The sequence below is a fragment of the Pseudomonas sp. CFSAN084952 genome, assembly GCF_009648855.1.
Lineage (GTDB): Bacteria > Pseudomonadota > Gammaproteobacteria > Pseudomonadales > Pseudomonadaceae > Aquipseudomonas > Aquipseudomonas paracarnis.
In genome coordinates, this window is record NZ_CP045767.1 from 274,141 (window position 1) to 287,101 (window position 12,961).

15 protein-coding genes are annotated in these 12,961 nt (G+C 60.0%); 11 read left to right on the top strand and 4 right to left on the bottom strand.

The features are described from left to right. Positions 1–7 precede the first annotated feature (7 nt). The 7 genes from GH769_RS01300 (at position 8) to hisC (ending at position 5,948) form a co-directional block, all read left to right on the top strand. Positions 8–655, top strand: coding sequence for a phospholipid-binding protein MlaC (locus tag GH769_RS01300; protein WP_014716940.1), 648 nt, complete (start codon positions 8–10; stop codon positions 653–655). Continuing rightward, the gene (locus GH769_RS01305) at positions 652–957 is read left to right on the top strand and encodes a lipid asymmetry maintenance protein MlaB (protein WP_003188596.1); all 306 of its coding nucleotides are present in this window, start codon (positions 652–654) and stop codon (positions 955–957) included. The genes GH769_RS01300 and GH769_RS01305 overlap by 4 nt, the downstream gene beginning before the upstream one ends. Positions 958–1,071: 114 nt before the next feature. Beyond that, a complete protein-coding gene (locus GH769_RS01310; RefSeq protein ID WP_003188597.1) occupies positions 1,072–1,311 on the top strand; it encodes a BolA family protein in 240 nt (79 codons plus the stop codon). Positions 1,312–1,334: 23 nt separating this feature from the next. Next, positions 1,335–2,600: a UDP-N-acetylglucosamine 1-carboxyvinyltransferase gene (gene murA / locus GH769_RS01315; protein ID WP_003188598.1), complete on the top strand. Its 1,266-nt coding sequence runs from the start codon at positions 1,335–1,337 to the stop codon at positions 2,598–2,600. Positions 2,601–2,811: 211 nt separating this feature from the next. Continuing rightward, the gene (gene hisG, locus GH769_RS01320; RefSeq protein WP_003188599.1) at positions 2,812–3,447 is read left to right on the top strand and encodes an ATP phosphoribosyltransferase; all 636 of its coding nucleotides are present in this window, start codon (positions 2,812–2,814) and stop codon (positions 3,445–3,447) included. A gap of 128 nt (positions 3,448–3,575) precedes the next feature. Then, positions 3,576–4,892, top strand: coding sequence for a histidinol dehydrogenase (gene hisD, locus GH769_RS01325; protein WP_020301263.1), 1,317 nt, complete (start codon positions 3,576–3,578; stop codon positions 4,890–4,892). A gap of 3 nt (positions 4,893–4,895) precedes the next feature. After that, positions 4,896–5,948: a histidinol-phosphate transaminase gene (hisC, locus tag GH769_RS01330; protein WP_014716942.1), complete on the top strand. Its 1,053-nt coding sequence runs from the start codon at positions 4,896–4,898 to the stop codon at positions 5,946–5,948. A gap of 127 nt (positions 5,949–6,075) precedes the next feature. Here hisC and GH769_RS01335 read toward each other — a convergent pair whose 3' ends face one another. Together GH769_RS01335 and upp are read right to left on the bottom strand one after the other, a co-directional pair. Continuing rightward, entirely contained in the window at positions 6,076–7,350 is a 1,275-nt protein-coding gene (locus tag GH769_RS01335; RefSeq protein WP_032903371.1) for a uracil-xanthine permease family protein, read from the bottom strand. A 2-nt stretch (positions 7,351–7,352) separates the two neighbouring features. Next, complete coding sequence (gene upp / locus GH769_RS01340; protein ID WP_003188608.1) at positions 7,353–7,991, bottom strand: uracil phosphoribosyltransferase; 639 nt, start codon at positions 7,989–7,991, stop codon at positions 7,353–7,355. Between the two features lie 164 nt (positions 7,992–8,155). Between upp and GH769_RS01345 the strand changes: the two genes are divergently transcribed. The 3 genes from GH769_RS01345 (at position 8,156) to GH769_RS01355 (ending at position 9,571) form a co-directional block, all read left to right on the top strand. Beyond that, positions 8,156–8,713 carry a hypoxanthine-guanine phosphoribosyltransferase gene (locus GH769_RS01345; protein WP_003188610.1) on the top strand — a complete coding sequence of 186 codons (558 nt, stop codon included), beginning with the start codon at positions 8,156–8,158 and terminating at the stop codon, positions 8,711–8,713. 3 nt (positions 8,714–8,716) lie between these two features. Next, on the top strand, positions 8,717–9,184 hold the full coding sequence (locus GH769_RS01350) for a WbuC family cupin fold metalloprotein (RefSeq protein ID WP_020301262.1): 468 nt from the start codon (positions 8,717–8,719) through the stop codon (positions 9,182–9,184). 99 nt (positions 9,185–9,283) lie between these two features. Beyond that, the gene (locus tag GH769_RS01355; protein WP_003188614.1) at positions 9,284–9,571 is read left to right on the top strand and encodes a PA4642 family protein; all 288 of its coding nucleotides are present in this window, start codon (positions 9,284–9,286) and stop codon (positions 9,569–9,571) included. Between the two features lie 109 nt (positions 9,572–9,680). Here the strand turns inward: GH769_RS01355 and mqo are convergent, their stop codons facing one another. Next, positions 9,681–11,189 (bottom strand): malate dehydrogenase (quinone), encoded by a 1,509-nt coding sequence (gene mqo / locus GH769_RS01360; RefSeq protein ID WP_014716944.1) that lies wholly within the window; start codon positions 11,187–11,189, stop codon positions 9,681–9,683. Positions 11,190–11,917: 728 nt separating this feature from the next. Continuing rightward, the gene (locus GH769_RS01370; protein ID WP_014716945.1) at positions 11,918–12,151 is read right to left on the bottom strand and encodes a hypothetical protein; all 234 of its coding nucleotides are present in this window, start codon (positions 12,149–12,151) and stop codon (positions 11,918–11,920) included. 182 nt (positions 12,152–12,333) lie between these two features. On the opposite strand from GH769_RS01370, the gene GH769_RS01375 reads away from it, so the two are divergent. Further along, complete coding sequence (locus GH769_RS01375) at positions 12,334–12,918, top strand: YajG family lipoprotein (protein ID WP_014716946.1); 585 nt, start codon at positions 12,334–12,336, stop codon at positions 12,916–12,918. The last annotated feature ends 43 nt before the right edge of the window (positions 12,919–12,961 follow it).

Here is a 12,961-nt window from a genome sequence, read left to right on the forward strand (position 1 = left end):
TCTGTTCATGATCTCTACCTTGCGACGTGGCCTGCTGGTACTGCTTGCAGCATTGCCGATGATGGCCAACGCGGCAGGTTCTGCCCACGATTTGGTGCAGGACACCACCAGCAAAATGCTGGCTGACCTCAAGGCTAATAAAGAACAGTACAAGCAAGACCCTTCCAAGTTCTACAACGCGCTCAACACGATCGTTGGCCCTGTGGTCGATGCTGAAGGCATCTCCAAAAGCATCATGACGGTCAAGTATTCGCGCAAGGCTACGCCTGCGCAGATGCAGACGTTCCAGGAAAACTTCAAGAAGGGTCTGTTCCAGTTCTACGGCAACGCTCTGCTGGAATACAACAACCAGGGCATTATCGTTGATGCGCCCAAGGACGAGTCGGGCGACCGTGCTGAAGTCGGGATGAAAGTCTCCGGCAGCAATGGCGCCGTGTACCCTGTGTCCTACACCCTGACGAAGATCAACGGTGAGTGGAAACTGCGCAACGTGATCATCAACGGTATCAACATCGGCAAGCTGTTCCGTGATCAGTTCGCCGACGCGATGCAGCGCAATGGCAACGATCTGGACAAGACCATCAACGGTTGGGCCGGTGAAGTGGCCAAGGCCAAGGAAGAAACCGACAAAGCTGCCGGGAAGCCTGCGCAATGACCGAGTCGGCTGTTCGTATCGGCGACGCCGGCGAGCTGTTCCTCAGCGGCGTGCTGGATTACCGCACCGGGCCTGACCTGCGCAAGCAGGGCCAGGCGTTAATCAAGGCCAGCAAAGCGCCAGAGCTGGTGCTTGATTGCTCGGCGGTGACCAAGTCCAGCAGCGTCGGCCTGTCGTTGTTGCTGTGCTTCATGCGTGATGCCGAGGCGGCGAAAAAACCGGTCAGTATCCGTGCGTTGCCGGAAGACATGCGCGAAATTGCCGAAGTTTCCGGTTTGACCGAGCTACTGGCGCATCCTTAATACACATTGTTAAAGAAGCCCCCCGTCAGAGTCCTGCTATGCGGGGTTCGCAGGCGCGGGGCTTTTTTGTATGATGTGCGACCCGTGCGCACTGGGCGCCGATAGAGGTTGAGCATGCAGGCCCTAGAAGTTAAGAGCTTCCTTGAAGGAAAGCTGCCTGAAACGACTGTAGAAGTCGAAGGCGAAGGCTGCAATTTCCAGCTGAACGTGATTAGCGATGAACTGGCGGCATTGAGCCCGGTCAAGCGTCAGCAGCAGATCTATGCCCATTTGAACCCATGGATCACCGATGGCAGCATCCATGCGGTCACTATGAAATTTTTCAGCCGCGCGGCCTGGGCCGAGCGCACCTGAGCCCCCAAGGCGTCGAGATTCTTATGGATAAATTGATTATTACCGGCGGTGCCCGCCTTGATGGCGAGATTCGCATTTCCGGTGCGAAAAACTCCGCCTTGCCGATCCTGGCAGCGACCCTGCTGTGCGATGGCCCGGTGACTGTGGCCAACCTGCCGCACCTGCACGACATCACCACCATGATCGAGCTGTTCGGTCGCATGGGCATTGAGCCGGTGATCGACGAGAAACTGGCTGTCGAAATTGACCCACGTACCATCAAGACCCTGATTGCCCCGTACGAACTGGTGAAAACCATGCGTGCGTCGATCCTGGTGCTGGGCCCGATGGTTGCCCGTTTCGGCGAAGCCGAAGTAGCCTTGCCTGGCGGTTGCGCCATTGGTTCGCGTCCGGTCGACCTGCACATCCGTGGCCTTGAGGCCATGGGCGCAGTCATCGACGTCGAAGGCGGCTACATCAAAGCCAAGGCGCCGGAAGGCGGCCTGCGCGGCGCGAACTTCTTCTTTGATACCGTCAGCGTCACCGGTACCGAGAACATCATGATGGCCGCTGCCCTGGCCAACGGTCGCAGCGTGTTGCAGAACGCCGCACGCGAGCCGGAAGTGGTCGACCTGGCCAACTTCCTCAACGCCATGGGCGCCAAAGTTTCCGGCGCTGGCACTGACACCATCACTATTGATGGTGTAGAGCGTCTGCACACCGCCACCTACAAAGTCATGCCTGACCGCATCGAGACCGGTACCTACCTGGTTGCCGCTGCCGTGACCGGTGGCCGTGTGAAGGTCAAGGACACCGATCCGACCATCCTGGAAGCCGTCCTGGAAAAACTCAAGGAAGCCGGCGCAGAGATCACCACCGGCGAAGACTGGATCGAGCTGAACATGCACGGCAAGCGGCCAAAAGCCGTCAACGTGCGTACCGCTCCGTACCCGGCGTTCCCGACCGACATGCAAGCGCAGTTCATCTCCTTGAACGCGATTGCCGAAGGCACCGGTGCTGTGATCGAGACCATCTTCGAAAACCGCTTCATGCACGTGTATGAACTGCACCGCATGGGCGCCAAGATCCAGGTCGAAGGCAACACCGCCATCGTCACCGGGATCGACAAGCTCAAGGGCGCGCCAGTAATGGCAACCGACCTGCGTGCCTCGGCCAGCCTGGTAATCTCGGCACTGTGCGCCGAAGGTGACACCCTGATCGACCGCATCTACCACATAGACCGTGGTTACGAGTGCATCGAAGAGAAACTGCAGATGCTCGGCGCGAAGATTCGCCGCGTACCGGGCTAGTCCCTGTTTGTGGCGAGGGAGCTTGCTCCCGCTGGACTGCGTAGCAGTCCCGCTCTTCGAGGGCCGCTTCGCGTCCCAGCGGGAGCAAGCTCCCTCGCCACAGTTTGTTGTTGACTGGTTTGTTTCAAATCGAGGCTGTCATGGCCTCGATCTGTGTCTGGCGCCGTTTGCGACCGGACAGCAATAGCCTGATGAAGGACTGACATTTCCCATGTTGACCATCGCACTGTCCAAGGGCCGCATCCTTGACGACACGTTGCCGCTTCTGGCTGAAGCGGGCATCGTGCCGACCGAGAATCCGGACAAGAGCCGCAAGCTGATCATCCCCACGACCCAGGACGACGTGCGCCTGCTGATCGTGCGGGCTACCGACGTGCCGACCTACGTTGAACATGGCGCCGCCGACCTGGGTGTTGCCGGCAAGGACGTGCTGATGGAATACGGTGGCCAGGGCCTGTACGAGCCTCTGGACCTGCGCATCGCCCTGTGCAAGCTGATGACCGCTGGCCGCGTGGGTGATGTCGAGCCCAAGGGCCGCCTGCGGGTCGCCACCAAGTTCGTCAACGTTGCCAAGCGCTATTACGCCGAACAAGGCCGTCAGGTCGATATCATCAAGCTCTACGGCTCCATGGAGCTGGCACCGCTGATCGGGCTGGCCGACAAGATCATCGACGTGGTCGACACCGGCAACACCCTGCGTGCCAACGGTTTGGAGCCCCAGGATTTTATCGCTGACATCAGCTCCCGCCTGATCGTCAACAAAGCATCGATGAAGATGCAGCACGCCCGTATTCAGGCGTTGATCGACACCCTGCGCAAGGCAGTGGAGTCTCGACACCGCGGTTGACTCACCCGCGTAGCTGAAGAGCTGCGCCCGTCTATCCGCCTCATAGCCAGAATTCTCAGGTGCCCAAGCGGAAACGACTGCTAGTTTAGGGCGCCTGAGTTTTTGCCAATTCTATTGAGGCCCTCGCTATGACCACGTCCACTGCAATTGCCCGACTCAACGCTGCCGACCCGGATTTCGCCCATCATCTGGATCATCTGCTGAGCTGGGAAAGCGTGTCTGACGACTCGGTCAACCAGCGGGTGCTCGACATCATCAAGGCCGTGCGTGAGCGCGGTGATGCTGCGCTGGTGGATTTCACCCGCCAGTTCGACGGCCTGGACGTGCAGTCCATGGCTGACCTGATCCTGCCGCGTGAACGCCTGGAGCTGGCGCTGACGCGCATCACCGCACCGCAGCGCGAAGCCCTCGAAGTCGCTGCGGCGCGGGTACGCAGCTATCACGAAAAACAGAAGCAGGACTCCTGGAGCTACACCGAGGCCGACGGCACTGTGCTGGGCCAGAAGGTCACGCCACTGGACCGCGCCGGCCTGTACGTGCCGGGCGGTAAGGCGTCGTATCCATCGTCGGTGTTGATGAATGCGATCCCGGCCAAAGTCGCCGGCGTGACCGAAGTGGTCATGGTGGTGCCGACCCCCCGTGGCGAGATCAACGAGCTGGTGCTGGCTGCCGCCTGCATCGCCGGTGTCGACCGGGTATTCACCATTGGTGGCGCCCAGGCCGTTGCAGCGCTGGCCTATGGCACCGAAAGCGTGCCGAAGGTCGATAAAGTGGTCGGTCCCGGCAATATCTACGTCGCCACCGCCAAACGCCATGTGTTTGGCCAGGTCGGTATCGACATGATCGCCGGGCCCTCGGAAATCCTCGTGGTGTGTGACGGCCAGACCGACCCGGACTGGATCGCCATGGACCTGTTCTCCCAGGCGGAGCACGATGAAGACGCCCAGGCGATCCTGGTCAGCCCCGATGCCGAGTTCCTCGACAAGGTCGCCGCCAGCATCAATAAGCTGCTGCCGACCATGGAGCGTGCCGAGATCATCGAGAAGTCGATCAACGGCCGTGGTGCGCTGATTCGGGTGCGTGACATGGAGCAGGCCATTGAAGTGGCCAATCGCATCGCACCGGAGCACCTTGAGCTGTCCGTAGCGGACCCACAGGCCTGGTTGCCATCGATCCGTCACGCTGGGGCGATCTTCATGGGCCGTCACACCAGCGAAGCCCTGGGCGACTATTGCGCCGGCCCCAATCACGTGTTGCCCACCTCCGGCACTGCGCGTTTCTCGTCGCCGCTGGGGGTGTACGACTTCCAGAAGCGCTCGTCGATTATCTTCTGCTCGCCACAAGGCGCTTCCGAGCTGGGCAAGACCGCCTCGGTGCTGGCCCGTGGTGAATCCCTCAGCGCGCACGCACGCAGCGCTGAATACCGCATCGTCAAGGGAGCGTAAGGCATGAGCAAATTCTGGAGCCCTTTCGTCAAGGACCTGGTGCCTTACGTACCCGGTGAGCAACCGAAGCTGACCAAACTGGTCAAGCTCAACACCAACGAAAACCCCTACGGCCCATCGCCCAAGGCGCTGGCGGCAATGCAGGCCGAGTTGAACGACAACTTGCGCCTGTACCCGGACCCCAACAGCGACCTGCTCAAGCAGGCCGTGGCCAGGTATTACGGGATCGATGCCGGCAAGGTGTTCCTCGGCAACGGTTCTGACGAAGTCTTGGCGCACATCTTCCATGGCCTGTTCCAGCACGATCTGCCGCTGCTGTTCCCGGATATCAGCTACAGCTTCTACCCGGTGTACTGCGGCCTGTACGGCATTACGTTCGACGCGGTGTCACTGGACGAACAGTTCCAGATTCGGGCCGCTGACTATGCCAGGCCCAACGGCGGGATCATCTTCCCCAACCCTAACGCGCCCACCGGCTGCGTACTGGCGCTGGACGCGGTGGAGCAGATCCTCAAGGCCAGCCCGGATTCGGTGGTGGTGGTCGATGAAGCCTATATCGACTTCGGCGGCGAAACTGCCATCAGCCTGGTCGACCGTTACCCGAACCTGCTGGTGACCCAGACCCTGTCCAAATCGCGCTCACTGGCCGGTTTGCGTGTGGGCCTGGCTGTGGGCCACCCAGACCTGATCGAGGCGCTAGAGCGGGTCAAGAACAGCTTCAACTCCTACCCGTTGGATCGGTTGGCGATTGTTGGCGCGGCGGCCGCGTTTGACGACCGTGAATACTTTGAGAAAACCTGCCAGTGGGTGATCGACAGCCGCAACCAGGTCGTCGCGCAATTGGAAGCTAAGGGATTCGAGGTATTGCCATCGGCAGCGAACTTCATCTTCGCCCGTCACCCGCGGCATGACGCTGCAGGGCTGGCCGCCAAGTTGCGTGAGCAAGGGGTGATCGTGCGGCACTTCAAGCAGGAGCGGATTGCCCAGTTCCTGCGGATCAGCATCGGGACGCCGGAGCAGAACCAGGCGCTGATCGACGGGCTCGGTGAGCTCTAACAGACGCTGAAAATCAAATGTGGGAGCTGGCTTGCCTGCGATGACGGTGTAACAGTCGACCTATCTGTCGTTTGATACACCGCTATCGCAGGCAAGCCAGCTCCCACACTGATTTGCGTTTAGTCAGTTACAGCAGCGGCTCATCCGGCTTCTTGTTCTTCCAGCCATCATTGCCCGGTAGCAGCAAGTTCAAACCAATTGCCACCACCGCACACAGGGCGATGCCCTTGAGGCCGAAATCATCCGGGCCGGTGCCGGTACCCACCAGCACACCGCCAATCCCGAACACCAACGTTACCGACACAATCACCAGGTTGCGCGCCTCGCCCAGGTCGATCTTGTGGCGAATCAGCGTGTTCATCCCCACCGCGGCAATCGAGCCGAACAGCAGGCACAGAATCCCGCCCATCACCGGCACCGGGATGCTCTGCAGCAGCGCGCCGAACTTGCCGATGAACGCCAGGCTGATGGCAAACACTGCCGCCCAGGTCATGATTTTCGGGTTGTAGTTCTTGGTCAGCATCACGGCGCCGGTCACTTCGGCGTAGGTGGTGTTCGGCGGGCCGCCAAACATGCCGGCAGCCGTGGTGGCGATACCGTCACCCAGCAGCGTGCGATGCAGGCCAGGCTTTTTCAGGTAATCGCGGCCGGTCACGCTGCTTACCGCAATCACACCCCCGATATGCTCGATCGCCGGGGCCAGTGCTACCGGGACGATAAACAGGATCGCCTGCCAGTTGAACTCCGGCGCGGTGAAGTGGGGCAGGGCGAACCAGGGGGCGGCGGCGATTTTCGCCGTGTCGACCACACCAAAGTAGAACGACATGGCAAAACCCACCAGCACGCCGGAAATGATCGGCACCAGGCGGAAAATGCCCTTGCCGAACACCGCCACGATCAAAGTGGTAAGCAGCGCTGGCATCGAGATCAGCATCGCCGTCTGATAGTGGATCAGCTCTGCACCGTCGCCAGACTTGCCCATGGCCATGTTGGCGGCAATCGGCGCCATGGCCAGGCCGATCGAGATAATCACTGGGCCAATCACCACGGGCGGCAGCAGCCGGTCGATAAAACCGGTGCCCTTGACCTTCACGGCCAGTCCCAGGAACGTATAGACGAAACCCGCCGCCATCACGCCGCCCATGGTCGCCGCCAGGCCGAACTGGCCCTTGGCGAGAATGATCGGGGTGATGAACGCGAAGCTCGATGCCAAAAATACCGGCACCTGCCGCCCTGTCACCACCTGGAACAACAACGTGCCCAGGCCTGCGGTAAACAGCGCGACGTTTGGATCAAGACCTGTGATCAGCGGCATCAACACCAACGCGCCAAATGCTACGAAGAGCATTTGTGCGCCAGACAGGATCTGGCGCCAAAGCGGGTCGTTGAATTCATCCTGCATGCTCACGCGTCCTTCTGCTTGGTGCCGAAGATCTTGTCACCGGCATCGCCCAGGCCCGGGATAATGTAGCCGTGTTCATTCAGGCGCTCATCGATGGATGCGGTGTAGATCTGTACATCCGGATGGGCCTTCTCGACGGCGGCGATGCCTTCTGGCGCGGCCACCAGCACCATGGCGCGGATGTCCCGGCAACCGGCTTTTTTCAGCAAGTCGATGGTGGCGACCATGGAACTGCCGGTGGCGAGCATCGGGTCGATGATCATGGCCAGGCGTTCGTTGATTTCCGGGACGAGTTTTTCCAGGTAGGTGTGGGCCTGCAGTGTTTCTTCATTGCGGGCTACGCCCACGGCGCTGACCTTGGCGCCCGGGATCAGGCTGAGTACACCTTCGAGCATACCGATACCGGCACGCAGGATAGGGACGACGGTAATTTTCTTACCGGCGATTTTCTCCACTTGTACGGGACCAGCCCAACCGGGGATCTCGTAGGTTTCCAGGGGCAAATCCTTGGTGGCTTCGTAAGTGAGCAACGCTCCGACTTCCTGAGCAAGCTCACGGAAGTTCTTCGTGCTAATGTCGGCACGGCGCATAAGGCCGAGTTTGTGTCGGATCAGCGGGTGGCGGATCTCGCGAGTGGGCATAGGAAAGGCTCCGGCGGCGGGCAAAAAAACCGGCCTAGATTAATCTATCCGAGGGTGTTGTCCTATAGACATCAAGTACGTTAGTCCATAAAGGCTTGATTGGAGCGCACGAGAAGCGTACCTTCGCCCGCTTTTCTTGCCACAGCACCCCCTTGGAGAGCGCCATGTCTGCTGATCTCGAGCATATCCGTCAAATCATGCACGAGGCTGACTGCCTGTACACCGAAGCGCAAGTCGAAGCAGCGATCGCCAAGGTTGGCGCGCACATCACCCGCGAAATGGCCGACACCAACCCGGTGGTCTTCTGCGTGATGAACGGTGGCCTGATCTTCGCCGGTAAATTGCTGACTCACCTGCAGTTCCCGCTGGAAGCCTCTTACCTGCACGCCACCCGCTATCGCAATGAGACCAGCGGCGGCGACTTGTTCTGGAAGGCCAAGCCGGAAGTGTCGTTCATCGACCGCGATGTGTTGATCATCGATGACATTCTCGATGAAGGTCACACCCTGGGCGCTATCATCGATTTCTGCAAACATGCCGGCGCACGCAAAGTGCACACCGCCGTGCTGATCGACAAAGACCACGACCGCAAGGCGCGCCCAGAGCTGAAAGCCGACTTTGTCGGGTTGCCGTGCGTCGACCGTTATATCTTCGGGTATGGCATGGACTACAAGGGCTACTGGCGTAATGCCAATGGCATCTACGCCGTTAAAGGAATGTAATCGATGGCCCGCTTTCTTGATCAGACGCTGTTTGCCGAGTTGGCCGAGAAAGCGGCCGCCAATCCCCGTGGTCGTCAAAACGTTAACTTCCATGAGATGCAAGAGCCTTGTCATCGCATGGCCGTCGGTTTGCAGCCCAGCACCTATGTACAGCCTCACCGTCACCTGAGTGCCGATAAGGCGGAGACGTTGCTGGTGCTCAAAGGGCGTCTGGGAATCCTGATTTTCAGCGAGACGGGGGAAGTGTTGAGCACGCGTGTGTTGGAAGCGGGCGGGGAATGCCAGGGCGTCGACCTGTCGCCCGGCGTGTTCCATGGCCTGGTAGTGCTTGAGCCGGACAGCGTGATGTTTGAGTGCAAGGCTGGCCCTTACCGCGCTGTGGGTGAGGGTGAGCTGGCCGACTGGGCTCCCCGTGAAGGCGAGGCAGGTATGGCTGAGTATCATCGCTGGATGCTTGCCCAGTTCGACTGAGCAAGCCCCGTCCCACATTGCTTTCTCACCGCTTTCGAAGCCGGCGTCGCGCAGGTAGACTTCAAGCCCCGTGTAAATGTCTGCAGGCTGGAGTCGGTAATGCGTAAAGATAAGAAACAGGTGATTGGCGACGAAATCGGTGACGACCAGATCAAGTTGTTCCTGGACTTCGAGCCGGTTGATGCGACGTCGCCGTCCCTGCACAAACTGATCAAGGCCTATCGCGGCCTGCGTATCGACGACTTCGAGCGTTTCCTGGGCTTTTTCAAAGAAGCAGGCCTGGACCTGGACGGCAAGGACGAGCATGGCCAGACCTTCGTCGACCTGATCAAAGACCAGCGCAACGCCGCCGAATACATCGAGCTGATCGACAACGCCCGCGGCTGATTATCCGAGCCACAAAAAAACGCCCCGGCCTCATGAGAGGCCGGGGCGTTTCGCGCTCGTTCCCACGCTCTGCGTGGGAATGCATTCTGTGACGCTCTGCGTCACGACCTCACGCGTAGCTTTCAGCCTCGTTGCTTTGCTCCACCAGCTCCAGGCTGATGTTGTTCTGCGTGTTGAGCTTGCGATACAGCTCGGCGTCCGTCTCCAGCACTTTCTCGCGTGCCGGGAAGATCTCATGCAGCTTGGTAGCCCACTCACCGGCGGCTTTCTCCGGGAAGCAGCGCTCGATCAGCTCCAGCATGATCGAGACCGTGACCGAAGCACCAGGAGACGCGCCCAGCAGTGCCGCAAGCGAACCGTCCTTGGCCGCGACCAGTTCGGTGCCGAACTGCAGCACGCCGCCTTTCTTCGGGTCTTTCTTGATGATCTGCACGCGCTGGCCGGCCACTTCCAGGCGCCAGTCTTCGGCTTTCGCCTCCGGGTAGAAGCGACGCAGGGATTCCAGGCGCTGTTCCATGGACTGGCGCACTTCGCTGACCAGGTACTTGGTCAGGTCCATGTTGTCGCGGGCCACGGCCAGCATCGGGCCGATGTTGCCGGCGCGAATCGACATCGGCAGGTCAAGGAACGAGCCGTGCTTGAGGAACTTGGTGGTGAAACCAGCGTATGGCCCGAACAGCAGGGATTTCTTGCCATCCACCACGCGGGTGTCCAGGTGCGGCACGGACATCGGCGGCGAGCCCACGGCAGCCTGGCTGTAGACCTTGGCCTGGTGCTGCTTGACCACTTCCGGGTTGTCGCAACGCAGCCACTGGCCGCTCACCGGGAAGCCGCCGAAGCCTTTGCTCTCTTCGATGCCCGAGGCCTGCAGCAACGGCAGCGCCGCACCGCCAGCGCCGAGGAACACGAACTTGGCATCGACGTCGCGGCTGTTACCGCTGTTGACGTCCTTGATGCTCACGGTCCAGCCTGCGCCGTTGCGCTTGAGGCCGGTTACGCGCTTGCAGTACTTGACCTGGGCGTCTGGCGAACTGGTCAGGTGGCTGAGCAGCTGATTGGTCAGGGCGCCAAAGTTGACGTCGGTGCCGTTCATCACGCGGGTGGCGGCGATTTTTTCGTCGAGCGGGCGGCCCGGCATCATCAACGGCATCCACTCGGCCATTTCGCTGCGGTCTTCGGTGTAGTGCATGTCCGAAAACGCGTGGTGCTGGCTGAGGGTCTCAAAGCGCTTCTTGAGGAAGGACACGCCTTTGTCGCCCTGCACGAAGCTCAGGTGCGGCACCGGGCTGATGAACGACTTGGACGAGCCAAAGGTGCCTTTCTTGGTCAGGTAAGCCCAGAACTGCTTCGACACCTCGAACTGGGTGTTGATGTGCACGGCTTTCTTGATGTCGATGGAACCATCGGCGGCCTGTGGCGTGTAGTTCAGCTCACACAGCCCGGCATGGCCGGTGCCGGCGTTGTTCCACGGGTTGGAACTCTCCGCGGCACCCGAGTCCATCAGCTCAACGACTTCCAGCGTGAGGCTGGGGTCGAGCTCTTTGAGCAGTACGGCCAGGGTGGCACTCATGATGCCGGCCCCTACCAGTACTACGTCGACTGCTTCGTTATGCGCCATTTAACGCGTCTCCAAAATCTGCAGCACCAAATTGACGGCATGGCTGCCAGGAGTGACGGGGCGATTCACGTGTTGCCCCAGGTTACCCATGGCCAGGATCGCCATGTCCGTTTCGCAATTCTTTGCAACTTCAGCACACGCTTCCTGCCGGGCTAATCTGCCTATGAACGCATTCATGGGCGCCTGTGGCAATTCGACTTATGGTCAAAGCGTGCGATTCGTGCAACCAATCCGTAGCGGACAGGCTCAAGCTCCGGTTTTTGAGGAAGGCTCGATCCTGTGTAATTGGGCTGACCCAGACGCTGATGGTGCTTGTACAAACGCCAAACTATTCATTTGCTCGCCACACTCTTGTGAAGTTGTGAAAACCCGTTTTTTCACGCTCTTTTGAAGACGTGAACCTCAAAAAAGGGCTGCCCCAGCCTGGCACCTGGCCCGTAAACCTCTGCCGACACGCGGCAAAACGGGCAAACAACTCAAGTGGCCGAGCGCAATGGCAGCTCTGGCAGATTCGATGAAAGACGGGGTGGTTTGCAAAGGAAACAGCAAGCACGCCAGCTTCACTCGATCTGTGTGGGCGGCTCTCTGTGGGCGATTTTGGGGGCTAATGCCTGGGCATTAACGATGCTGCGGGGCCCGATCAGGAGACGTCCTTATAATCGGGGGGAGATTGTAGCGAAGAATGCCAAGGAAATGGGCGTGTTTTATGACTTTTATTCGGGTCCCGGTCAGGAGGCCAACGCTTGCCGATGTTGTGCGCGAAAAACCTGCGGGCTGACCCGGGCGCTGGCCGGCAGTGGGCGGTGCATCCAGCCCAGGTGAGTCTCGGTCACTTCCACCCAGCCTTCACCGACGGGCGGCAGGCTGCACTGCTTGAATGCCTGGCAATGGCCTTTGGCATCGAGCAAGGCAAAGTGACGATGGCGGGTGTGTGACATGAACAGGGTCTTGAGAAGGCGCATGGCTGTGTACCTGGTGTGTTACATGCTTGAAGGTTGCCAGTGTGGCATGACACTGGGGTGACGAATTTATGCGAATTTGTAATTTGCACCGGGGCTTCAGTCGTCGTTCAGGATCGCTGGTGAGTGGCGCGCGTGCACCGTTATACTGGCGACCTGTCTGCACCTAGTCCTGGAGAAATGCGATGTTGCAACGCCTGTTGTTCGGTTTGATCACTGTGACCAGTTTGACCCTTGTCGGCTGCGCCAACAGCCCGCAACAACTCAGCCCGCAACCTAAAGTCACTGCGCCGTTGGCTGCGGTAGGCCATGGCCAGCCGGTGTCGGTGCGCGTGGTCGACGGTCGTCCGTCGCCGACCCTGGGCTCGCGTGGCGGCCTGTACCCGGAGACCGCACTGATTTCGGTGACCGGCCAGGATGTGCTGCCCAAGTTGCAGGCCCAGGCTGAAGCTGCTGTGCGTTTGTTGGGCTTTACGCCGACCAACTCGCCAGGCGTACCACAACTGACCGTGACCCTGGCCGAGCTTAAATACCAGTCGCCCAAAGACGGCCTGTATGTGACCGAGGCTTCCATCGGCGCCACCTTCAAGTCTGACGTCAGTGCCGGCACCCGCCGTTACAGTGGCCGCTACGCCGCCTCGCTCAACCAGCGTTTCGGCATGTCGCCCAACCAGGAAACCAACACCAAGCTGGTCAGCGACGTGCTCAGCGATGCCCTGACCCGCCTGTTCAAGGACCCAAGCATCGGCCAACTGCTCAGCGCGCAATAAGCCGCTCACAAAAAAACCGGGCTCATCGCTGAGCCCGGTTTTT

Excerpts from the sequence above, each read along its gene's own strand:
- GH769_RS01345 (WP_003188610.1), top strand. The coding sequence starts at position 8,156 with ATGTCTGCTGATCTCGAGCATATCCGTCAAATCATGCACGAGGCTGAC.
- GH769_RS01335 (WP_032903371.1), bottom strand. The coding sequence starts at position 7,350 with ATGCAGGATGAATTCAACGACCCGCTTTGGCGCCAGATCCTGTCTGGC.
- hisC (WP_014716942.1), top strand. The coding sequence starts at position 4,896 with ATGAGCAAATTCTGGAGCCCTTTCGTCAAGGACCTGGTGCCTTACGTA.
- murA (WP_003188598.1), top strand. The coding sequence starts at position 1,335 with ATGGATAAATTGATTATTACCGGCGGTGCCCGCCTTGATGGCGAGATT.
- hisG (WP_003188599.1), top strand. The coding sequence starts at position 2,812 with ATGTTGACCATCGCACTGTCCAAGGGCCGCATCCTTGACGACACGTTG.
- GH769_RS01305 (WP_003188596.1), top strand. The coding sequence starts at position 652 with ATGACCGAGTCGGCTGTTCGTATCGGCGACGCCGGCGAGCTGTTCCTC.
- GH769_RS01375 (WP_014716946.1), top strand. The coding sequence starts at position 12,334 with ATGTTGCAACGCCTGTTGTTCGGTTTGATCACTGTGACCAGTTTGACC.
- GH769_RS01350 (WP_020301262.1), top strand. The coding sequence starts at position 8,717 with ATGGCCCGCTTTCTTGATCAGACGCTGTTTGCCGAGTTGGCCGAGAAA.
- upp (WP_003188608.1), bottom strand. The coding sequence starts at position 7,991 with ATGCCCACTCGCGAGATCCGCCACCCGCTGATCCGACACAAACTCGGC.
- GH769_RS01370 (WP_014716945.1), bottom strand. The coding sequence starts at position 12,151 with ATGCGCCTTCTCAAGACCCTGTTCATGTCACACACCCGCCATCGTCAC.
- hisD (WP_020301263.1), top strand. The coding sequence starts at position 3,576 with ATGACCACGTCCACTGCAATTGCCCGACTCAACGCTGCCGACCCGGAT.
- mqo (WP_014716944.1), bottom strand. The coding sequence starts at position 11,189 with ATGGCGCATAACGAAGCAGTCGACGTAGTACTGGTAGGGGCCGGCATC.
- GH769_RS01300 (WP_014716940.1), top strand. The coding sequence starts at position 8 with ATGATCTCTACCTTGCGACGTGGCCTGCTGGTACTGCTTGCAGCATTG.
- GH769_RS01355 (WP_003188614.1), top strand. The coding sequence starts at position 9,284 with ATGCGTAAAGATAAGAAACAGGTGATTGGCGACGAAATCGGTGACGAC.
- GH769_RS01310 (WP_003188597.1), top strand. The coding sequence starts at position 1,072 with ATGCAGGCCCTAGAAGTTAAGAGCTTCCTTGAAGGAAAGCTGCCTGAA.